General features: G+C 72.7%; 18 protein-coding genes and 1 pseudogene. 13 read left to right on the top strand and 6 right to left on the bottom strand.

Annotation, left to right across the window (positions count from 1 at the left end; all coding sequences use genetic code 11):
• Positions 1 to 46 precede the first annotated feature (46 nt).
• Together BJY14_RS20520 and BJY14_RS20515 are read left to right on the top strand one after the other, a co-directional pair.
• A complete protein-coding gene (locus tag BJY14_RS20520) occupies positions 47 to 2,059 on the top strand; it encodes a sensor histidine kinase (protein ID WP_246396006.1) in 2,013 nt (670 codons plus the stop codon).
• 371 nt (positions 2,060 to 2,430) lie between these two features.
• Complete coding sequence (locus tag BJY14_RS20515; RefSeq protein WP_312879327.1) at positions 2,431 to 2,976, top strand: ATP-binding protein; 546 nt, start codon at positions 2,431 to 2,433, stop codon at positions 2,974 to 2,976.
• Positions 2,977 to 3,147: 171 nt separating this feature from the next.
• Here the strand turns inward: BJY14_RS20515 and BJY14_RS20510 are convergent, their stop codons facing one another.
• The gene (locus BJY14_RS20510; protein WP_312879326.1) at positions 3,148 to 4,356 is read right to left on the bottom strand and encodes an arginine deiminase; all 1,209 of its coding nucleotides are present in this window, start codon (positions 4,354 to 4,356) and stop codon (positions 3,148 to 3,150) included.
• A 42-nt stretch (positions 4,357 to 4,398) separates the two neighbouring features.
• Between BJY14_RS20510 and BJY14_RS47280 the strand changes: the two genes are divergently transcribed.
• The 4 genes from BJY14_RS47280 to BJY14_RS20490 all read left to right on the top strand — a co-directional run bounded on the left by BJY14_RS47280 (position 4,399) and on the right by BJY14_RS20490 (position 8,700).
• On the top strand, positions 4,399 to 5,724 hold the full coding sequence (locus BJY14_RS47280; RefSeq protein ID WP_179845105.1) for an MFS transporter: 1,326 nt from the start codon (positions 4,399 to 4,401) through the stop codon (positions 5,722 to 5,724).
• 69 nt (positions 5,725 to 5,793) lie between these two features.
• Positions 5,794 to 6,162 carry an RNA polymerase sigma factor gene (locus BJY14_RS20500; RefSeq protein WP_179845104.1) on the top strand — a complete coding sequence of 123 codons (369 nt, stop codon included), beginning with the start codon at positions 5,794 to 5,796 and terminating at the stop codon, positions 6,160 to 6,162.
• Positions 6,163 to 6,485: 323 nt separating this feature from the next.
• Entirely contained in the window at positions 6,486 to 7,667 is a 1,182-nt protein-coding gene (gene tuf / locus BJY14_RS20495; RefSeq protein WP_179845103.1) for an elongation factor Tu, read from the top strand.
• A gap of 157 nt (positions 7,668 to 7,824) precedes the next feature.
• Positions 7,825 to 8,700: an endonuclease/exonuclease/phosphatase family protein gene (locus BJY14_RS20490; RefSeq protein WP_179845102.1), complete on the top strand. Its 876-nt coding sequence runs from the start codon at positions 7,825 to 7,827 to the stop codon at positions 8,698 to 8,700.
• A gap of 210 nt (positions 8,701 to 8,910) precedes the next feature.
• Here BJY14_RS20490 and BJY14_RS20485 read toward each other — a convergent pair whose 3' ends face one another.
• The 3 genes from BJY14_RS20485 to BJY14_RS20475 form a co-directional block, all read right to left on the bottom strand.
• A complete protein-coding gene (locus BJY14_RS20485; RefSeq protein WP_179845101.1) occupies positions 8,911 to 10,467 on the bottom strand; it encodes a long-chain-fatty-acid--CoA ligase in 1,557 nt (518 codons plus the stop codon).
• 87 nt (positions 10,468 to 10,554) lie between these two features.
• A complete protein-coding gene (locus tag BJY14_RS20480; RefSeq protein ID WP_179845100.1) occupies positions 10,555 to 10,725 on the bottom strand; it encodes a hypothetical protein in 171 nt (56 codons plus the stop codon).
• A gap of 51 nt (positions 10,726 to 10,776) precedes the next feature.
• Positions 10,777 to 11,379 carry a hypothetical protein gene (locus tag BJY14_RS20475; RefSeq protein WP_179845099.1) on the bottom strand — a complete coding sequence of 201 codons (603 nt, stop codon included), beginning with the start codon at positions 11,377 to 11,379 and terminating at the stop codon, positions 10,777 to 10,779.
• A 119-nt stretch (positions 11,380 to 11,498) separates the two neighbouring features.
• Here BJY14_RS20475 and BJY14_RS20470 point away from each other — a divergent pair, with 119 nt between their 5' ends.
• Positions 11,499 to 12,209: a response regulator gene (locus BJY14_RS20470; protein WP_179845098.1), complete on the top strand. Its 711-nt coding sequence runs from the start codon at positions 11,499 to 11,501 to the stop codon at positions 12,207 to 12,209.
• Positions 12,206 to 13,315: a sensor histidine kinase gene (locus BJY14_RS20465; RefSeq protein ID WP_179845097.1), complete on the top strand. Its 1,110-nt coding sequence runs from the start codon at positions 12,206 to 12,208 to the stop codon at positions 13,313 to 13,315. Before BJY14_RS20470 ends, BJY14_RS20465 begins: the two co-directional genes overlap by 4 nt.
• Before the next feature lie 610 nt (positions 13,316 to 13,925).
• Here BJY14_RS20465 and BJY14_RS20460 read toward each other — a convergent pair.
• Entirely contained in the window at positions 13,926 to 14,279 is a 354-nt protein-coding gene (locus tag BJY14_RS20460) for a hypothetical protein (protein WP_179845096.1), read from the bottom strand.
• A 220-nt stretch (positions 14,280 to 14,499) separates the two neighbouring features.
• Here BJY14_RS20460 and BJY14_RS20455 point away from each other — a divergent pair, with 220 nt between their 5' ends.
• The 3 genes and pseudogenes from BJY14_RS20455 to mptB all read left to right on the top strand — a co-directional run.
• The gene (locus BJY14_RS20455) at positions 14,500 to 14,835 is read left to right on the top strand and encodes an STAS domain-containing protein (RefSeq protein WP_179845095.1); all 336 of its coding nucleotides are present in this window, start codon (positions 14,500 to 14,502) and stop codon (positions 14,833 to 14,835) included.
• Positions 14,836 to 14,973: 138 nt separating this feature from the next.
• Complete coding sequence (locus BJY14_RS20450; protein ID WP_179845094.1) at positions 14,974 to 15,705, top strand: glycosyltransferase family 2 protein; 732 nt, start codon at positions 14,974 to 14,976, stop codon at positions 15,703 to 15,705.
• A pseudogene (gene mptB / locus BJY14_RS48010) lies at positions 15,702 to 16,535 on the top strand (polyprenol phosphomannose-dependent alpha 1,6 mannosyltransferase MptB); the annotation flags it as partial. The gene BJY14_RS20450 and the pseudogene mptB, both read left to right, overlap by 4 nt.
• Positions 16,536 to 17,067: 532 nt before the next feature.
• On the opposite strand, the gene BJY14_RS20445 reads toward mptB, so the two are convergent.
• Complete coding sequence (locus BJY14_RS20445; RefSeq protein WP_246396004.1) at positions 17,068 to 19,308, bottom strand: hypothetical protein; 2,241 nt, start codon at positions 19,306 to 19,308, stop codon at positions 17,068 to 17,070.
• Positions 19,309 to 19,361: 53 nt separating this feature from the next.
• Here BJY14_RS20445 and BJY14_RS20440 point away from each other — a divergent pair, with 53 nt between their 5' ends.
• Both BJY14_RS20440 and BJY14_RS20435 read left to right on the top strand, forming a co-directional pair.
• Positions 19,362 to 20,693, top strand: a complete 1,332-nt coding sequence (locus BJY14_RS20440; protein WP_312879325.1) for a glycosyltransferase 87 family protein — start codon at positions 19,362 to 19,364, stop codon at positions 20,691 to 20,693.
• Positions 20,693 to 21,151 carry a DUF4446 family protein gene (locus tag BJY14_RS20435; protein WP_179849513.1) on the top strand — a complete coding sequence of 153 codons (459 nt, stop codon included), beginning with the start codon at positions 20,693 to 20,695 and terminating at the stop codon, positions 21,149 to 21,151. The genes BJY14_RS20440 and BJY14_RS20435 overlap by 1 nt, the downstream gene beginning before the upstream one ends.
• Positions 21,152 to 21,233 lie beyond the last annotated feature (82 nt).

The raw sequence follows: 21,233 nt of genomic DNA, 5'->3' as shown, positions 1-21,233 counted from the left end.
GTTTCGGCGCAAGTTGCCCGGCGGCATGCCGGAGTCCGGTGGCACGATGACAGACGTGTATCAGCACGTGCACGATCCGATCGCGCGGGCCGTCATCGAGAGCGCCGCGGACGCGATCGTAGCCGTGGACCAGCGGCACCGGGTCACCGTCTGGAATCCGGCGGCCGAGCGCATGTTCGGCTGGAGCGCCGGGGAGATGCTCGGCCGGGTCCCGCCGATCGTCCCCGACGAGCTGAAGGCCGAGCACAACGCCGTCCAGGAGCGGCTGCTCACCCGGCGGGGCGGCGAGGGCGAGAGCGACGGCGGGCAGATCTCGATCGCCACCCGCCGCTTCCACCGCGGCGGCCGGCTCATCGACGTGCGCATCGACACCAGCCTGCTGAAGGACCCGAACGGCACGCTGCTCGGCTGGGTCGGGGTGTACCACCCGGTCGAGGACGACGAGATCGTCCAGAACCGGATGACCGAGCGGGCGCGGCTGGTCCGGCGGCTGAACGACATCGTCGCCGACCTCGGCGCCGAGCTCGACCTCGCCGTCGTGCTCGACCGGATCACCGCCGCGCTCATCGAGCTGACCGGCGCCGACGCCGGCGGCTTCGTCAAGATCGAGGGCGAGCGGCTGCGGCTGGTCAGCATGTCGGGGCTGCCGGAGCGGATGCGCGGCCGGTGCGCCGAGCTGCGGCCGAGCCTGGTCGGGGAGCTGCTGCGGTCGGGCAAGACCGTGAAGCTCGCGACGGGCGAGCGGCGCCTCGGCGACCTGATCTGGTCGGAGCTGCCCGGCCTGCACACGATCGCCCTCGGCCTGTCGTACCTGCAGAACCGGCCGTACGGCGCGCTGTACGCGCTGTTCTCCGGACGCAAGGTCGGGCACACCGAGCTCGAACTGCTGGAGCTGCTCGCCGGGCACGCCGGGGTCGCGGTCGGCAACGCCGTCGCCTACGCGGAGGTCGTCCGGCAGCGGGCGCACGAGCGCGCCGTCATCGACTCCAGCGCCGACGGCATCGCGGTGCTGGACCACGACCTGGTCGTCCGGCACTGGAACAACGCCGCGCAGACCCTCACCGGCATCCCGCCGCAGGACGCGATCGGGCGCCCGCTGCCGTTCGACATGCCCGCGCTCGGCGAGATGCTCACCTTCCGCCTGGAGTCGGGGACCTGGCTGAACGTGCTGGCCGCCGAGATCGAGGAGACCGGCGAGCTGGTCGTCGACTTCCGCGACGTCTCGGAGGCCAAGGCGCTGGAGGAGGCCAAGGACCTGTTCCTCGCCACGACCAGCCATGAGCTGCGGACGCCGATCACGGTCGTGCAGGGGTTCGCGTCCACGCTGGTCAACCGGTGGGACGAGCTGCCCGACGCCGACCGCCGCGCCGCCGTCGCGACCATCGCCGAGCGCGCCCAGTCGCTCGCGCGGCTCGTCGAGCACCTGTTGCTCGGTTCCCGCGCCGGGGCCGACGAGCTGGCGGTGACGATCGAGCCGTTCGACCTCGTCCGCGTCCTGGAGGGCGTGGTCGGCGGGTTCCGCTCGCTGTCGCCGCTGCACCGGGTGGAGCTGGAGATCGATCCGGACCTGCCGCCGTGCGACGGGGACGCGATGGCCACCGACATCGTCCTCGGGCAGCTGCTGGAGAACGCGTTCAAGTACTCCCCGGACGGCGGGACCGTGCGGGTGCGGGCCCGCCGCGAGGGCGCGGGCATCGTCGTCACGGTCTCCGACGAGGGCATCGGCATCCCGATCGGCGACCACGAGCGCATCTTCGAGCGGTTCGTCCAGGGGGACGCGGGGGACCGCCGCAGGTTCGGCGGCATCGGGCTCGGCCTCTACATCGTCAAACGGCTGACGGAGGCGCAGGGCGGCACGATCTCCGCGCACCCGGCACGGCGTGAGACATCTCACATCGAAACCCCCCAAACAGCCAACAGTGGGTCTATAGACCCCGAAAACCCCGAAGAGGAACGGACCGCTCGGCTACTCTCCGTCACCGAGAGGCGCGGTCCCGCAGGTGGCGCCCGGGCGGGCGAGGGGACGTGCATGCGCCTGGTGTTGCGTTCCGCGGGATGAGCGGACGGTTACTTACCGTGCGGACAGTCCGCCCCGGGCGGTCCGGTGAGACGGGCGTGACCAGCGCTTTCGGTGGTCTCGCGGGGTGGCAGGCTGGGAACGGTGCGGAGAAGTGCGGTAGCGGCGGCGTGTGACGGACGAAACGCGTGCGTGAGGAGTAAATCCGCCGTTGGCTGGATAGATCCTTGGTTGGTCGCCGTTGGTGACGAGATTCCGATCCCGGGGGTGATCACCGTGACCGGACGGCTGATGACTCGTTGTGCAGGTGGTGAACTGATCCGTTCGGGTTTCCCGTCATGGCCATCAGGGCATTTCGGACGTACCGGAAGGGTGATGACGGAACACGTCCGAGTGAGCGGAGCATCGGGGAGGTGAGGGCGTCGAGCGTCGTACTGCTGCCACACGCACCGTCCAGCGTCGCGGTCGCCCGCAGGCGCCTCAGTTCGGAGCTGGCCGACTCGGGCGTCTACGACTCGGTCGTCGACGACGCCAGCGTCATCGTGAGCGAGCTGCTCAGCAACGCCCTGCGGCACGCGCGGCCACTGCCGTCCGGCCAGGTGAAGGTCTGCTGGCTGTGCCGCGGTGACCTCCTCGAACTGGAGGTCAGCGACGGCGGCGCCATGACCGAGCCGCGCCGCGGCCCGGGCACTCTGTCCTCGCTCGGCGGGCGCGGGCTCGGCATCGTCGAGGCCCTGTCCGAGGGCTGGGGCGTGCGCCACGAGGACGGCACCACGACGGTCTGGGCCATCCTGCGGACGCCCAGGTCGTCCGGCGACGACCGGATGGCCGCCCCTGCCGGTGCGCACGCCGTCGTCCCGGATCTGTCCGCCTTTCCCGACCTGCTGGACGAGCCGGGCGAAGACCTCTGCAACGGAACCAGGAGTGAAGTGGCTCCAAGCCGGGCATATCCGGCATAGAGCGACCCTGCCTGGAAGGAACCCCGCCCGACCTTGTATGGTCCTCTCCAACGCTCGGGCGATGTCGTGCCCCCGTCGACATCGCGAGCGTTGATTGTTCTTCCCGGCGCCGCGCGCCTCTGAGCCCCCGGCGCCGGGAAGAACGCAGAATCGCACTCCGCCGGTGAGGGCTCAGATCTCCTCGCGGAGGATCGGGCACGACATGCAGCGCGGACCGCCGCGCCCCGTCCCGAGCTCGCTCCCGCTGATCCGGATGACCTCGATCCCGGACGCCTCCAGCTGCGCGTTGGTCTCGATGTTGCGCTCGTAGGCGACGCACAGGCGCGGGGCCACGGCGAGGGTGTTGTTCCCGTCGTCCCACTGCTCGCGCTCGGCGGTGACCGGGTCGAGCCCGGTGTCGATCACCTTGAGGCGGTCCAGGCCCATCGCGTCGGCGGCGGCCTGGAGGAACGGGCGCGGTTCGGCGACGCGCAGGTGGCCCTCGTCCAGCGTCACCGTGTAGGCGGTCAGCGAGTGCGCCACCGGCGGGTACATCACGACGGTGTCGACGTCGACCATCGTGCAGACGGTGTCGAGGTGCATGGTGGCGCGCTCCTGCGCGATCGGCACGGCCAGCACCGTGTGCGCCAGCCCGGCCCCGATCACCTGGCGTGCCAGGCGCTCGACACCCGCCGGCGTCGTCCGCTCGCCGGTGCCCACGGCGATCACGCCCGGGCGCAGCAGCAGGACGTCGCCGCCCTCCAGATGCTCCAGGGACGGGGTGTAGACCGGCTCCACCCCGGCGAACCGCGGATGGTGCGCGTAGACCAGCCCCGTGAGGGCCGACTCGCGCCGCCGCGCCTCCATCGCGAGGCTCGTCACCGCCACGCGGTCGCCGATCCAGGTGCTGTTGTCGCGGGTGAACAGCAGGCCCGGCAGCGGATCGACGATGAAGTCCTGCTCGTCCATCAGCCGGTAGACGAGGCCGTGCCCGGCCTTCAGCTCCTCGTGCGCGAGCCCCGCGATCAGCGTGTGCGCGAGGTTCTCCGGGTCGAGCCCGCGCAGGTGGTCCTCGACCACGCGGCGGAGCTGGTCCCCGAGGCGCAGATCGACGATGGCGCCGGCGATCGCCTGCTCGCGCGCGGCCTCGTACTCCAGGGCGTCCTGCAGCAGCTCGGTCACGTACAGGACCTCGACGCCGCGCGACCGCAGCGCCTCGGCGAACGCGTCGTGCTCCTCCTGGGCCCGGCCCGCCCACGGGATCGCGTCGAACAGGAGCTTGTCGCTGTTGCGCGGGGTCAGCCGCTTGAGCTCCGCGCCGGGACGGTGCAGCAGCACCGTCCGCAGCCGCCCGACCTCGCTGGTGACCCGGTGCTCGTGCGCTGTCTTCGCTGCCGTCACCCTCCGCAGTCTAGGCGGCGGACGATATGCCACCATTCGAGGGTGATCGGCAGGAACGCGGGGCTGCCCCTCCATCTCACGTCGGCGACGATGCTGCGCGTTTCGGCCGAGGGCGTCGCGACCGCGCTGGTCCTGACCGTCCAGGCGCGGACGGGCCACGCCGCCACCGCCGGGTACCTGCAGACCGCGATGACGCTGCCGTACGTGCTGAGCGGGCCCGTGATCGGCAACGCGCTGGACCGGGTGGCGCGCCCCCGCCGCGGCGCCGTCGCCCTCGCCGCCTGCTACGCCGCCTCGACCGGGCTGCTGCTGGTCCTCGCGGGACGCTCGCCGCTCGCCCTGGCGCTGGTCGTCGCCGCCGTGATCGGCTGCACCGAGCCCATCGTCGTCGCGCTGACCAGCCTGCTGCCCCGGTTCGTCCCGGCCGGCCGGCTCTCGCGCGCCTACGGCCTGGAGGCCTCCAGCTACAACCTCGCCGGGATCGCCGGCCCCGGCCTCGCCGCCGGCCTCGCCGCCGTGGCCGGCGGCCAGTACGCCGGGACCGCCGTGGTCGCGGTCGGCGTCCTCGGCCTCCTGACCCTTCCGTTCCTGCCCTTCCCCGGCCCGTCCGCGAGCGCGGACGCCGCCGCGCCGGGTGCGGCGGCGGCGGCGGTGGAGGCCGCGGCCGACACGGGCGCGGTCGGCGGTCGGGCGGCGGCCATCGAGACCGAGACGGGCCCCGAGGCGCGCCCGCCCATGGCGGGGGCGCTCTCGGTGATCACGGGCGGGCTGGTCGTGCTGGCCCAGGGCCGGGTGCTGCGGGCCCTGACCGTCGCGACGACGCTCGCGTGGATGGGCTTCGGCGGCGTCGCCGTCACGGCGGTGCTGCTCGCCGGGCACATCGGCGCGTCGCCCAGCGCGGGCGGACGGCTGCTCGTGGCCATGGCCGTCGGCTCGCTGATCGGCTCCCTGGCGTCCAGCCGGTGGCTGACGCCCAGGCACGCCGAACCCGTCATGATCGCCGGACTCGTCGCGTTCGGGGCCTCGCTCGCCGCCCTCGCCGCCGCGCCGTCCATGCCGTGGGCGACGGCGGCGTTCGTCGCCGCGGGAATCGCGGAGGGACCCGTCTTCGCGGCCACGCTCATGCTGCGCCAGCGCGAGTCGCCCCCTGACCGGCTCGGGCAGGTCAACACCACGGGCGGCAGCCTCAAGATCGGAGCGTCCGCGGTCGGCGCCGCGCTGACCGCCGCGTCCGCCGACGCGATCGGCCCGGTCGGCCTGGTCCTCGCGATCGCCGGATTCCAGTTCGCGGGCGCCCTGTTCGGCTACCTCCTCCTGCGCGCACCGGCACGTGAGGGCCGCGCCGGCGTCGTCGAGGACGGTTCCTGAACCGGAGGGACCCGCGCACGGCCGTCCGGGCAAGAGGAGGTGAAACGTCCACGACCGAGAGGTCCGCGCATGCCGACAACGAGCCGTTCCTCGCCGTCCCGGCGGCCCGAGCCCGCCGACGACGAGCCCACCGACGCGTCCCTGATCGCCGCTTCCCGGACCGAGCCCGAGAGGTTCGCGGGCCTGTTCCACCGGCACGCCACGGAGATCATGCGGTACGTGACGCGGCGCCTGGGCCGGGACGCGGCCGAGGACGTCGTGGCAGAGACCTTCCTCGTCGCCTTCGACCGCCGTCACCGCTACGACCCGGCGCGCCCCGACGCCCGCCCCTGGCTCTACGGAATCGCGACCAACCTGATCCGCCGCCACCGCCGTGCCGAGGTGCGGGCCGACCGGGCCCCGCTCCACGGCCCTGACGCGACCCCGTCCAGCTGCTGATCCCGGAAGGACGGTGACCGGCCTGGCCCCGAGGGCGGGGCCGGTCACCGCGAGCGGCGGAAAACCTGTCGACTTTCGCCGGGGGCGGACGTAATGTCCGGGGCATGTTCCTCGCAGCCGGCACCCGGACGCTCGCAGGCATCGCCCTGCTGAGCGCGGTGCCGGCTGCCTTCTCGGCGGCAGCCGCAGACGCCTTCGACGGCCTGCGAAGCTGACCCCTCTCCGTCCCCTCCGGAGAACCAGCGGAGGGGGGTTGTCACAAGACTGGCGCCTGCGTGCGCGCAGTCGGTTCTCACCGGATCCACCAGTGAGGACGAGGACCAATGGCCAAGCAGCTGTACGAGCGCGACAAGCCGCATCTGAACATCGGCACGATGGGGCACGTCGACCACGGCAAGACGACGCTGACCGCGGCGATCACCAAGGTGCTCGCCGACCGCGGGCTGGCGTCCCCGGTGCCGTTCGAGCGCATCGACCGCGCGCCCGAGGAGCGCGACCGAGGCATCACGATCAACGTCGCGCACGTCGAGTACGCGACCACGACACGGCACTACGCCCACGTCGACATGCCGGGCCACGCCGACTACGTGAAGAACATGATCTCCGGTGCCGCCCAGGTGGACGGGGCCGTGCTGGTCGTGTCCGCCCAGGACGGCGCCATGCCGCAGACGCGCGAGCACGTCGTGCTGGCGCGGCAGGTCGGCGTCGGGCACATCGTGGTGGCGCTGAACAAGGCCGACATGGTCGAGGACACCGAGCTCCTCGACCTCGTCGAGCTGGAGGTCAGGGACCTGCTCACCGAGTACGGGTTCCCCGGCGAGGAGGTCCCGATCGTGCGCGTGTCCGGCCTGCGGGCGCTGGAGGGCGACCCGTACTGGACGGCCCGGATCGTCGACCTGCTCGACGCGATCGACGCCTACGTCCCCGTGCCGCGCAGGGTGCTCGACAGCCCGTTCCTGATGCCGGTCGAGAGCGTCCTCACGATCACCGGGCGCGGCACCGTCGTGACCGGGGTCGTGGCCCAGGGCGCGATACGGCTCGGGGACGCCGTCGAGGTCGTCGGGCTCGGCGAGACTTTCGGCTCCGTCGCGACGGGGCTGGAGACGTTCGGGCAGACGATGGACCACGCCGAGGCGGGCGACAACACCGCCATGCTGCTGCGCGGCGTCAAGCGGGACCAGGTGCGGCGCGGCCAGGTGGTCAGCGCGCCGGGCGCGATCCGGCCGCACCTGCGGTTCCGGGCCCGGGTCCGGGTGCTGACCGCCGACGAGGGCGGGCGGAGCAGGCCGTTCCTCCACGGCTACCGGCCGCAGTTCCACTTCCGCACCACGGACGTGGTCGGCGGCGTCGACCTCGGCGAGGGCGGCATGGCGCTGCCCGGCGACTCGGTCGACATGGCCGTCGAGCTGGGCAAGCCGGTCGCGATGACCGAGGGGCTCGGCTTCGCCGTCCGCGAGGGCGGCCGGACGGTCGGCGCGGGCACCGTCACCGCGCTGCTCGACTAGCGGGACAGGGGCCCCGGCACTCGCCGGGGCCCCTAACCTTGATCAGGTGGATCCCCCGGCCTCCGGTGACCGAGAGGTCGCGAACGGCTGGCGGATGCGATCTTGATGTGGTGAGATTCCGACATCACCCCCGCATATTCCCCCGTCTGGAGCACGTGTGCGATCCCCCCGCGCCCTGATTCCCCTGCTCTCGGTCTGTGCGGCCGCCGCGGTCGTGACCGCGGCCGCCACCGGTGCCAGCATCGAGGGCCTGCCGGGCGGCGGAGGCCCCGCCCACGCCGACGGGGCCGCGCCACGCCCCGCCGCGGTGACGATCAACGCGGTGAGCTGGAACGTCTGCGGGGACACCGGCTGCCCCACCGGCACCGCGCCCGCCAAGACCACCAAGGAGATCGTCCAGCGGATGCGCGCGACCGAGGTCGGCGGCCGCACGGTGCGCCCGAACGCCGCCCTCCTCCAGGAGGTCTGCGAGGGCCAGATCCGCTCCTTCAAGACGTCCCTGCCCAAGTGGAGCTGGGCGTTCGCGCCCGGCGACGGGGCCTGCGCGGCCGGGCAGGGCCGCGCGGGCGTCGCCATCGGCACCGACGCCCCGCTCACCGCGCACCGGCAGGCCAGGCTGCCCGCCCCCTCCGGCGTCACCCGGATCGCCCTGTGCGGCGAGGTCCCGTCCTGGGCGACCCGCGTCTGCGTCACCCAGCTCAGCGAGAACGAGAGCACCCAGTGGCGCCGCAAGGAGGCCGGGGCCCTCACCACCCTCGCGGGCACGGACCGCGTCCTCGTCGGCGGCGACCTCGCCGACGCCCCGGAGAGCCCGGCCCTCGACCCCCTCTACACCGCCTACGACGAGTGCGACCAGTCCGGCTCGTCCCGGACCGGCGCGAACACCCGGCAGAGCTGGCAGGGCACCGCCCTCGACAAGACCGACTACCTGTTCATCGGCAAGTCGGCCGCCGCCGTCTCCTGCAGCGTCCCCGCGACCCCGGCCAAGACCTCCGACCACCGCCCCCTATCCGCAGTAGTCCGATACCAGTAGTCCCGCACGAACACAGCGACAACCTCAGCTTGCGCAGCAACCACGCCACAAGCTGAGGAGCCGCGATCGCGTCCGAAGGCAGGTTCGAGCGAAGCGAGAACCTGATCGCGCAGCGAGCCGCTAGGCGAGTCGAAGCGATGCCAGCGATCGCCCGCTTTTATCGACGATGGAGGGCCGCAAGGCCCGAAGGAGGAGATAAAAGCAATAAGTTCAGTGCACTCCGCGGTCTGTGTCCTGCCAGTAGGGGGCGCGGAGGTCGCGTTTGAGGATCTTGCCGGTGGGGTTGCGGGGGATGGCGTCGCGGCGCTCGACCGAGGTGGGGCACTTGAAGTGGGCGAGCCGCTCGCGGCAGTAGTCGATGATGTCCTGGTCGGAGGCGTCCTCGGACGCCACGACGATGGCCTTCGGGGTCTCGCCCCAGCGCTCGTCGGGGACGCCGATGACCGCGCAGTCGCTGACGGCCGGGTGGCCCATGAGGACGTTCTCCACCTCGGCGGGGTAGATGTTCTCCCCACCGGAGATGATCATGTCTTTGACGCGGTCGTGGATGTAGAGGTAGCCGTCCTCGTCGAGGTAGCCGGCGTCGCCGGTCCGGAACCAGTTGTCCTCGGACAGCGCGCTCGCGGTCGCGTCCGGCATGCCCCAGTAGCCCTTCATGTTCTGCGGCGTCCGGCAGATGATCTCGCCCACCCGGCCGGTCGGCAGCTCCTCCCCGGTGGCCGGGTCCACGATCCTGAGCTCGGTGGTGTCGTTCGGCAGGCCGGCGCTGCGCAGCCGGTGGGCGTTCGGGCCGTCCGGGTCGTGGTCCTCGGGGGGCAGCGAGGTGATCGCGCCGGTGACCTCCGTGAGGCCGTACACCTGCCGGAACTCGGTCGTCGGCAGCATCGCCATGGCGGTGCGCAGGACGTCCTCGCTGATCGGGGACGCGCCGTACAGCATGAGCCGCAGGCTGGACATGTCGGCGGCGGTGACCTCGGGGATCAGCGGCATGAACTGCAGCAGCACCGGGACGAGGAAGATGTGGGTGACGCGGTGCCGCTCGATCCCCCGCGCGATCGCGGTCGGGTCGGGTTCGCGGGTGACGACCCCGGTGAGGCCGTTGTAGACGGCGGAGACGGTGAGCACGTTGCCCGCCACGTGGTACATCGGCATCGCGATCATCAGGACGGACGTCTCGTCGATGTTCCACACGTCGTTGGTCACCGCGAGCGCCGCGAGGAAGTTGTCGTGCGTCAGCATGACGCCCTTGGGCAGGCCCGTCGTGCCGGACGAGTACAACTGGACGAACACGTCCCCGTTGTCGGGCTCGTACGCCGGGGGCTCGGCGGGGGCGGCGTCGATCCAGGCGGCGTAGTCCTGGTGGGCGTGGCCGGCGCCGGAGACGACGACCGTCAGCTCGGTGTGTTCGAGCTTGCCGGCGATCGCGTCGAGGACGGGGAGGAACTCGGGGCCGACGACGAAGACCTTCGCCTGCGCGTTGTTGACGATGTAGGCGACCTCGTCGGGCGCCAGCCGGTAGTTCACCGGGACCTGCGCGGCGCCGATCCGGGCCGCGCCGAAGAGCAGTTCGGCGTATTCGAGGGAGTTCTTGTCGAGGACCGCGACGCGGTCGCCGGGACCTAGCCCGGCCGCGGCGAGGGCCGCGGCCACCCGGTCCACGCGCCGGTCGAAGTCGCGGTAGGAGATCTCGGTGTCGCCAGCGATGTACGCGACACGATCGGGATAGGCGAGCGCTCGTTCGCGCAGCACTCCGTCAAGACCTGGCACGATGGGCCCCTTCGCCGATGACCGCCTGGTTGTTCCGGCATCATGCGGTCACCGGCGACATCGCGGCAAGGGGATCGGGCCGCTCGCCTAGCGGCTTTTCGACATCTTTGAGACCGCGGTCACGGCGAGTACCACCACGACGGCGACGAGTCCGATGAAGAAGAAGAACTTCAGCATCGAGAAGATCGCGCCGATGACGGTGATCACCAGCCACACCGCGAGGACCACACCGAGGACGGTCAGGATCGTCTTACCCATGACTCCACCGTATGCGCTCGTCCCACAGGGTTCATCAGCCTGGGGAACGACCTAGGCACCGCCGTGCGGCGGAGGCGCACCCTGAGGACCCCCAGGGACGGGACCCTGACCCCCACCAGGGAAGGGCTGCTGGTAGGACGGCGGCCGTCCGGGGGCGCCGAACGGCCCGCCAGGGGCGCCCGCGTTCCACGGCTGGGAGGCGCCGCCGGTCTTGGCCGTCAGGACCCGCAGCCCCGCGAGCCCCGCCGCGGCCACCAGCGCAAGGAGCTCGAACGCCTGGTAGCGCCCGAAAACGGGCTTCAGGACCGCCGTGAGGAACTCGCCGCTCGGCATCCCCTGCGCGGACAGCGTGAGGCCGAGGATCATGCCGATCCGCCCGCCGACCTCCATCGCCACGTACGCCGACAGCCCCGCCAGGATCGGCGCCAGCGGCCCGCGGGGCCGGGTCGGCAGGACGGCCGTGCCGACGACGAGCCCGGCGAACAGGCAGGCGATCAGGAAGTAGGCCGGGGACGTGCGGAAGCCCAGCATCGCCGGGGTCGCGTACGACCGCACGGTCATGAACAGGGCGGCGACCCCCGTGGCGAACGCGCCGCCGACCAGGATCAGGGCGATGACCCCGCCGTTGGAGGTCGCAGGGCGATTCTGCGGCATCGCGCCATTAAAGCGGCGTTCGTCCCGTCCCGCAGGTCGCCCAGCCGAAAGCATGATCAACTCCTTACGGGGTGGTGACGTCCGGGCGGGACCCGGCGGCCGGGGCCTAGCTTTGAGGGGTGAACACCGTCCCCCACGCCGGCCGCGTCCTGGTGGTCGACGACGACCCGACGGTGGCCGAGGTCGTCACCCGCTACCTGGCCCGCGACGGACACGAGGTCGTGTGCGTCGCCGACGGGCGCAGCGCCCTGCGCAGCGCGCTCGACCAGCCGCCCGACCTCGTCGTCCTCGACCTCATGCTGCCCGGGATGGACGGGCTCGAGGTGTGCCGGCGGCTCCGCGAGACCTCGACCGTCCCGATCGTGATGCTGACGGCGCTCGGCGCGGAGACCGACCGGCTCGTCGGGCTGGAGACCGGCGCCGACGACTACGTGACGAAGCCGTTCAGCCCGCGCGAGCTGGCGCTGCGCGTCCGGTCGGTGCTGCGGCGGGCGCGGGGCGCGCTCGTCCCGACCGGCCCGTCCGGCCCCCTGCGCGACGGCGACCTCGTCGTGGACGTCAGCGCGCACGAGGCGGAACTGCGCGGCGAGCGGCTCGCCCTCACCTCCCGCGAGTTCGACCTCCTGGCGTTCCTGCTGCGCCACCCGCGGCAGGCCTTCACCCGCGACGAGCTGCTCGAACGCGTGTGGGACTGGACGTTCGGCGACTCCTCCACGGTGACCGTCCACGTCCGGCGGCTGCGCGAGAAGATCGAGGACGATCCGACCGCCCCGCGCCGCATCGTCACCGTGTGGGGCGTCGGCTACCGCTACGAGAGCGCCGGCTCATGATCCCGTTCGAGGATCTGCTCTGGGTGGTCTTCTACGCGGCGCTGGCCGCGTTCGCCGTCGCGGCCGTCGCCCTCGCGGCCCTGCACGCGCTGCGCGGCCGCTCGGTCGCCACGCAGCTGGTCGTCGTCGGCGCCGCCACGGTCCTGGCGACCATCTCCGGCATCCTCGTGATCTCGTTCATGATGCTGCTGAACGACCACGACCGCTCCGTGGTGCTCGCCGTCGTGACCTCGGCCGGGCTGGTCGCGATGGCGGTGTCGGTCCTGCTCGGCCGCCGCCTCGTGGCCGCGAACCGGACCCTGGTCGAGGCCGTCCGCGCCGACCGGTTCCGTCCCCCCGCGGCGCACCTGCCCGCCGAACTGGCGGAGCTGTCACGCGAGCTGGAAGCCGCCTACGACCGGCTGGCCGCCGCGCACGAGCGCGAACAGGCCCTGGAAGCGAGCCGCCGCGAACTGGTCGCCTGGGTGAGCCACGACCTGCGCACCCCCCTGGCCGGGCTCCGCGCGATGGCCGAGGCCCTGGAAGACGAGGTCGTCGCCGACGAGGAGACGACCCGCCGCTACCACGGCCGCATCCGCGTCGAGGTGGAACGGCTGACCGAGATGGTGGACGACCTGTTCGAGCTGTCCCGCATCCACGCGGGCGCCCTCCGCCTGTCCCGCGAACGCGTCGGGCTCGCGGACCTGGTCGCCGAGGCGGTCGCCGGCGCCGAAGCCCTCGCCCGCGCCAAGGGCGTCCGGCTCCGCGGAGACGTCCGAGAGGGCCTGCCCGTCCAGGTGGACGCCGGCGAGCTGGGCCGCGCGCTCCGCAACCTCGTCGTGAATGCCATCCGGCACACGCCCAGCGACGGCGCGGTCGAGATCACCGGCGAGGTCCGCGAAGGCGAGGCCCGGGTGACCGTGGCCGACGCCTGCGGCGGCATCCCCGAAGGAGACCTGCCACGCGTGTTCGACGTCGCGTTCCGCGGCGAGGCAGCCCGCACCCCCGGCGGGGGCGCCGGCCTCGGCCTCGCCATCGCCCGCGGCATCGTCGAAGCCCACGCCGGCAAGATCGGCGTCGCCAACACCGGCCCCGGCTGCCGCTTCGAAGTCAGGCTTCCGTGTTGAATTGCTTTTATCTCCTCCTTCGGGCCTTGGCGGCCCTCCATCGTCGATAAAAGCGGGCGATCGCTGGCATCGCTCCGACTCGCCTGGCGGCTCGCTGCGCGATCAGATTCTTGCTTCGCTCGAATCTGCCTTCGGACGCGATCGCCACCGTGGAGGTTGTTGGTTGGTTGTTGTGGGGCTGGGGTCTGCGTCTACGGGCGCGGGATGAGTCAGGGGGCTAGCGCCAGCGGGACATCGCAACCGTTGCGGTTTTGGCTGGTTGCTGTGGGTCGGGGTCTGCGCGTTAGGGCGTGGGACGGGGCAGGAGTAGCGGGCATCGCAACTGTTGGGTTGCTGGGGGCGGGGGCTGCGTCTCCGGGTGGGACGGGGCAGCGTCAGCGGGGCATCGCGGCAACTGTTGGGGTGGTTGCTGGGGGGCGGGGGCTGCGTCTCCGGGGGGGGCGGGGCAGGCCAGCGGGGCGTCGCAGCAACTTTTGGGGGCGTTGTGTGGTTGCTGTGGGGCTGGGGTCTGCGTTTTCGGGCGCGGGATGAGTCAGGGGTCCAGCGCCAGCGCGAGGGGTGGGGGCGTTGCTTGGGTGCGGGGTGGTTCGGGTAGGCGCGTCTGGGCGGGTTAGGGGTCCAGGGCCTCGGTGATGGTGCGGTAGGTGGGACAGGGCCAGCGGGACATGCAGGCGCGGCAGCGGCGGATGGGGCGGTCGGGGTCGCTGGTGATGCCGCCGGACTCCTGCGGGCGGTGCAGGTCGACCAGGCGCAGGGTGAGGTCGGCGAAGGCGATGACCTCTTCGCGGGCGCCGGCGAGGAAGGCGAGGTCCTCGCGGGACAGGCGCGTACGTACGGGGACGAATCCGTCCTTGTTCACCAGGCGGAACAGGACCTGGGTGGACGCCCGCCACGTGCTGGACTTCGCCGCCCGCGCCCGGATCGTCTCCAGGCGCTCGCGCAGTCGACCATGCCGCTGTTGCACCCGTTCAGGTTCCCCTAATCCCGGCGCCCGTGCGGGGCGAACCCGCGATATCGGCGGACCGGATCGGCCCCTCTGATCGATGAAATCAGTACATTACGGTGTGTAGTTCTCAAAGCGTGCGGGACTGGCAAGGCGGCGACACGCCCCGGAAACGCCCACGGCGCAGGGGACTTGGCGAACCGCCTGGCTCCCGGGCCGTTCGCGAGATAGTGTGCCGGACGTGGAGCTAAACGTCTCGACCGCGTCTCAGGGAGGTCACGCCGTTGTCACGGCGACCGGTGAGCTCGACCTGTACACCGCGCCCAGGTTGCAGGCGGCCCTCGCGGGCCTGCTGCGCGACCGGGCCGACCACATCGTGGTCGACATGAGCGGCATCGATTTCTGCGACTCGACGGGCATGAACGTGCTGCTCTCGGCCATGAAGCGGCTGAAGGAGCAGGGCGGCGCGCTGGAACTGGCCGCGCCGCGCCCGGCGGTGAAGCGGATCCTGCAGGTGACCGGGCTCGACACCGTCTTCACCGTGACGGAGGCGGCGCCGGTCCTGGACGCCGGCTGACCCTACCGACTACTCGTCCTGATCGTCGGACCCGCGGGTGAACCCCGCGGGTCGTCATCTCGTCTCGCGGGTAACGGCTTGGCCCGTTCCCTCGTGCCCTGCGGCATCGCGCGCCCGTCCCCGACTACGATCGCAAATATGCAGGACGTAGCGGTGTGCATCCCGGCCAAAGACGAAGCCGACCGCATCGCGGCCACGGTCAAGGCCGCACAGGAGCTTCCCGGCGCCGACCTGGTCGTGGTCATCGACGACGGCTCGTCCGACGGCACCGCGCGGGTGGCCCGCGAGGCCGGGGCGCGGGTCGTGCGGCACAGCCGCAACCGGGGCAAGGGCGCCGCGATGGAGAGCGGCGCCGAGGCGGTCCGGCTGCTGGACGAGGGCCGCGACCGGCCCCGCCACCTGCTGTTCCTGGACGCCGACCTCGCCGAGACCGCCCGCGACGCCGCGCCGCTGGTCGAGCCGGTCAGGGCCGGTGAGGCCGACATGACGATCGCGGTGTTCAGCACGACCGTGAAGCTCGGCGGGCACGGGTTCGTCGTCGGGCTGTCGCGCGACGGGATCCGCCGCGCCACCGGCTGGGAGGCCACCGCCCCGCTGAACGGGCAGCGCTGCCTCACCCGGGCGGCGTTCGACGCCGCGCTGCCGCTCGCCGCCGGGTTCGGGGTGGAGACGGCGCTCACCATCGACCTGCTGCGCGCCGGATTCCGGGTGACGGAGGTGGAGGTGCCCCTCGCGCACCGCGCCACCGGCACGGACTGGCGCTCCCAGCTGCACCGCGCCCGGCAGTTCCGGGACGTGGCCAGAGCGCTCGCCGTGCGCGAACCGGCGGTGGCCAGAGGGCTGGACCGCCTGCGCGGCAGCCGCCAGTGACCCGTCTCGGCACGGGCGGGCTGTGGGGGATCGGGGCCGGCGTCGCCTGCTTCGTCGCCACCGCGCTCCTCGGGCCGTCGGTGTTCGAGCCGGAACTGGAGGGCCCGCGCGCCGAGCCGCCGTACGCGCTGGACGTCCACCCGTCGCCGTACCTGGTGATCGGCCTCGTCGTCGCGGGGATCGCCGCGAGCGCGCTGGGGCTCGGCCTGTGCTTCGCCGCCGTCCGCAGGGGCTGGCGCGTGCGGGCCCTGCCGCTGGTGGCCGCGGGCCTGCTGGCGGCGGCCGCGTTCATGTTCATGCCGCCGGTCGGGTCCACCGACCACCTGAACTACGCCTCCTACGGGCGGATGGCGGCGACCGGCCACGACCCCTACCGCACGCGCGCCGTCGACCTGCCGAAGGACCCGGTGGCCGGGGCGCCCGAGGAGTGGCGGACGACACCGTCGGTGTACGGGCCCGTCGCCACGGGCGGGCAGGCGTTCGCCGCGTGGGTCGGCAGCGGCTCGGTGCGGCTGACCGTCTTCGTCCTGTCGGTGCTGAACGTGCTGGCGTTCGCGGTGACGGCCCTGATTCTCTACCGGATGTCCGCCACGGAGGAGCGGCGGCTCCGCACGGCGCTGCTGTGGACGTGCAACCCGCTCGTGCTGTTCCACCTGGTGGCGGGGGCGCACAACGACGTCCTCGCGATCGCGCCGATGGTGGCCGCGCTCGCCGTCTTCGGCGGCGGGGCCGCGGGCCGGGCGGGCTGGGCGCGCTCCCTCGCGGCCGGCGCGCTGGCCGGGCTCGGGACGGCGATCAAGCTGCCCGCCGCCCTCGTCGCCGGGGGCCCCGCCTGGGGGCTGGCGCGCCGGACCTGGACGGAACGCCGGATCCGGCCGATCGGCCAGCTGGCCGCCCTGGTCGCCGGGGGCGCCGCCGTGACGGCGCTGTCCTACGTGCTCGCCGGGCCGCACGCGCTCGACCAGGTCCGCGAGGCCAGCAGCATGGTCTCCTTCGCCACCCCCTGGCACCTGCTGGACGAGTCGCTCGGCCGCGGCTCCCAGCGCGACGTCATCAAGCTGGGGGCGATGCTGCTCGGCCTGGTGCTGCTCCTGCTGCTCGTCCGGGCCCTGCCGAAGGAGGACGACCTCGTGCCCGGCGCGGAGGAGCGCCGCGTCGCCGCCGCGATCGCCCTCGCGTGGCTCCTCGCCGCGCCCTACGCGCTGCCCTGGTACGACGGGTTCGGGTGGGCGCTGCTGGCGCTGCTGCCCTGGACGCGGATCGACTGGATCCTGCTCGCCCACACCACCGCGCTCAGCCTCGCCTACCTGCCGGCCCGCGCGCCCGCCCGGATCCGGCTGCCCGACGACCTGGAGTGGCTGTTCACCGTCGTTCGGCCGACCGTGGTCCCGTGGACGCTTCTGGCGATCCTGACGGCTCTGGTGGCGGCGTGTCTGCGTTCCTCAGGTCGAGCTCCAGCGACCGGAGCCCCGCGGCGAGCATCAGCGGGGTCGCCAGGCTGAACGCCACCGACAGGATCACCACGCCCGAGTCGTTCACCAGCGTGCCGATGACGCCGACCGCCAGCGCGCAGATCACCGCCGGGCGCATCGTCAGGCTCTTCTCGTAGGCGCCCTGCAGCAGCGACACCCGCCACCGCGTGGGCCGCGCCAGGACGAAGAACAGGAACACGACGGCGGCGGCGAGCGCGAGCGTGTAGGGCCAGTAGCCGAGGCTGTTCAGCATCGCGTTGAACTTGCGGGTGACGACGTCCCACGCGTCCCCGGCCACGAGGTCCTGCCAGAAGCGGCCGAGGTGCGTGGGGTTGGCCGACTGGGCGTTCAGGTACGAGATGAACAGCACGAGCACCAGGCCGGCCAGGAAGAACAGGCCGAGCTTGAGCGGCGACATGCGCTTGCCCGCGACCATCAGGCCGAGCATCGCGAACGCCGGGACGATCGCCAGCACGCCGCCGAAGTCGCTGCCGAACGCGGGCAGGCCGTCCACCGCGACCGTGAACGCGCCGATCACCACCACGATCGCGACGGCGAGGGCCTTGTTGCCCCGGCGCAGCGGGTACTCCGTCAGCCACGCCGCCGTCAGGATCGCGGCCACGGCGAACAGCGAGAACGCCTGGTTGCCGAAGCCGTAGAACCGTCCGGCGACGAGGGCGGTGTAGCCCATCAGCGTGTTGAGCTGGAGGGAGGAGCCCGTCATCACGTCCAGCGCGAGGACGAGCGCCGTCACCCCGGTGATCACCAGGCCGGGGACGACGGTGGAGCGGCGCCACGGCCCGGCGAGCGCCACGCCCGTCAGCAGCCCGGCGAAGCCCAGCACGGTGCAGATCAGGACGGGCGTCGGGTGCTCGGCCCGCCACCATGGCAGCAGCCCGGCGAGGAAGGACGCGCCGGGCGCCGCGCCGCCGAGCAGCGCTGTCACCCGGGTTCCGCCGAGGATCCGCGCCCGCGAGCGCCGGTCGCCGCCGAGGCGCCGCAGCGCGACCACGGCGATCCCGTAAAGGACGAGCTGCACCGCGAACAGCACCCAGTAGAACGACGTCTGGACGGCCCGGATCGCCTGCGCCGCGACGTCCTCGTCCATGAGCGCGTCGACCCGGTCGTGCGCGGACGACGTGGACGGCTGCGACCGCCACGCCGACCCGACGGCCTGCTTGGGCTGCTTCACCCCGAGCAGCTTCAGCGTCGTCGCGGTGAGGTCGGTCAGCGTGACCAGCCCATTCTGGCGGGTGGCGCTGGAGGTCATGTAGCCGGGCCCGTAGGCGGCGCCCTTGGCGATGGCCACGCGCAGGTGCGGGTTGACACCGGTGTCGGACAGACCCGCGACCAGCACGGTCGTCCCCTCGGGGAGCCCGGCCACGACCTGGGCGACCCGGCGGTCGGCGGCCTTCGCGGCGGCGGCGCGGCCCTCGTCCGACAGCGGGACCTGGTCGCCGTGCGGGTCGACGCCCGCGTTGATGTAGGCGCGGAAGAGGTCGTCGACGTCGACGGCGGCGAGGGGGCAGCGCGCCCAGTCGGCGGCGGTGGCCTTGTCGGGCGACTCGACGTACCGGTCGACCCGGCCGGCGCCGTCGGCGACGCCGAACACCGCGCCGGGCCCGACGGCCGTCGTGCAGCCGCCCGCCCGGCGGACCTCGTCGCCGAGCAGCCCGATCCGCGCGTGGTAGTTGGTGCCCGCGTTGTCGCTCTTGATCGCGGGCCAGCCGGCGGCGACGGCGCCCCCCTCGGGCGGCGGGCCGGTGGGGGAGGTCTGGCCGGGCAGGACCGGTGTGGACGGCAGCGCGCAGTCGCCGTGCGCCAGCCGCGACCGCTGGCCCGCCGACAGCGTCAGCCAGCCGTCGGTCGGGCAGGTGATGACGCGGGTGGTGCGGACGCTGAGGCCCGCGGTGGAGCCCTGCGAGGTCAGCCCCCACAGCGCCGGCGTGTTCTCGCGGGTGACGTCGCTCCACATCAGCGCCGGCACGCCGATGACCACCACGCGGCCGGTGACGGCCCGCTCGGCGGGTGCCGCGGGGGAGGCGTGCGCCGCCGCCGGCCCGAGCACGGCCGCGAGCGCCGCTACGAGGGTCGCGAGGAACATGGCGATCTTCGTTCCCCGGGACGTCATGGCGTTCAGGTTACAAGAGCCCTACCGATGGGCAGGGGCCATATCCTGCGGCTGTGGACGGTCTGATGGCGCGGGATGCCCGCGACTCCCCCGGCGGGTCGGCCGGTGCCCCCGCCCGGCGCGGCGCCCGCGACCTGCTGATCCTGCTCGCCGGGATCGCCGTCGCCGTGGCCGCCGCCGCGCCGGTCGTCCATAAGTGGCTCGGCAACCAGCCCGACCAGCGGCTCGTCGACCTGGAGGTCTACCGGGAGGGCGGGCTGGCGGTCCTGCGCGGCGCGCCCCTCTACGACTTCCTCACGCAGCCGCCGCAGCTGCTCCCCTTCACCTACCCGCCGATCGCCGCCGCCCTGGCCGTCCCGTTCACCCTCCTGCCCTGGCGCGCTGCCCAGTGGGCCTGGACGGGGCTGATCTACGTGTCGCTCGTGGTCGTCGTCTGCTACGCCTTCCGCGACCTCATCCGCCGGACGGGACGCTGGGCCCCGCTCACCGTGGGCGTCCTGGTCGCGGCGACGGCGTGGCTCGACCCGGTCCGCGACCAGGTCAGGTTCGGGCAGGTCGGGCTGTTCCTGCTGGCCATTTGCCTGGCCGACTGCTGCGCCCGCACCGCCCGCTGGCCGCGCGGCATGCTCGTCGGCCTCGCCCTGGCGATCAAGCTGGTGCCGGGCGTCTTCCTGATCTACTTCCTGGTCACCGGGCGGCGGGACGCGCTGGGCAACGCCGTGCTGACCGCCGTCGTCGCCACGCTCGGCGGGTTCGTGCTGCTGCCGTCCGACTCGTCCGCGTACTGGTTCGGCGCGCTGCTGGAGGGCGGCGACCGGACGGGCGCGGTCGACGGCACCACCAACCAGGCGATCCAGGGGATCGTGGCCCGCGTCCTGGACGAGGGACCGGCCCGGACGCTGGTGTGGCTGGCACTGGCGCTGGTCGTCGCCTGGTTCGGCTTCGGGTGGGCGCGCCGGGCGACGCTCGCCGCCGGCGCGGCGTCCGGCGCCGACGCCTCCAGCCTCCTGCTCGCCGGGGTCGCGATCGTCGGGCTGCTGTCCGTCGTCCTGTCCCCTGTGGGATGGATCCATCACCTTGTGTGGATGATCGCGGTAATAGGGGCTTTGGTGGGTGATGGGCGAGACACGCGAAGATGTCTTGTCGCGCTGGGCCTGTGGCTGCTCTTCCTGTTCCCGGTCCCGTGGTGGGCGCGCGGTCTGATCGGCCCGGATCATTCCCCCGTAACGGTTTTCGCGGGGCAGGTCCTGCGCGATTCGTTCGGCATCGCCGCGCTGGCATCGATCGTGGTCCTCGGAACATGGTTGGTGAAACGGCTCGATCCGGACAACCACCCCCGAGATCCTTCGCAACGGCAGGTCGGCATGGGTACGCTCGGCGCGTGATGCTCGTCGCAGTGGCCGTCGCAGGCCTGGTCGCCGGGGTTGCGGGGCTCTCCATCGCGGTGGTCGCGCACAACCGGGTCAACCAGGTCGTCGACGAGTGCGGGGAAATGCTGAGGCGCCAGCTCCAGGTCGCCAGCGGAGAGGTCGACGAGCGCGCCCTGCGCGACCTCGCCATCGTGCACTATGACGCGCTCAAGGAGATGTCCGGGCACCGGTCCTTCTCCCTCGCGTTGATCAACGCGGTCGGGGACGGGGTGGTGGTCAGCTCCATCAACGGGCGGACCGAGACGCGGACCTACGCCAAGGCCGTCCAGAGCGGGCACGCCGTCGAGACGCTCTCCCCGGAGGAGAACCAGGTCCTGCGGGCCGCCCGGCTCGGCAAGGGCCCCGTCGTCTCGATGGACGACCCGCTGCCCGACTTCGGCAACGGCGCCCGCACCCCCACGGCCCGCGCCTGAGGCGATGCCCGAACGGGCGCCCGGCCGGCGCCTGAGGAAGCGGCGGGCCGGACGGTAGACTCGGCTTTCTCGCCTTGCCGCA

The organism is Actinomadura luteofluorescens, assembly GCF_013409365.1.
Taxonomy (GTDB): Bacteria; Actinomycetota; Actinomycetes; order Streptosporangiales; family Streptosporangiaceae; genus Spirillospora; species Spirillospora luteofluorescens.
This window is presented reverse-complemented; position numbering and strand designations above follow the sequence as displayed.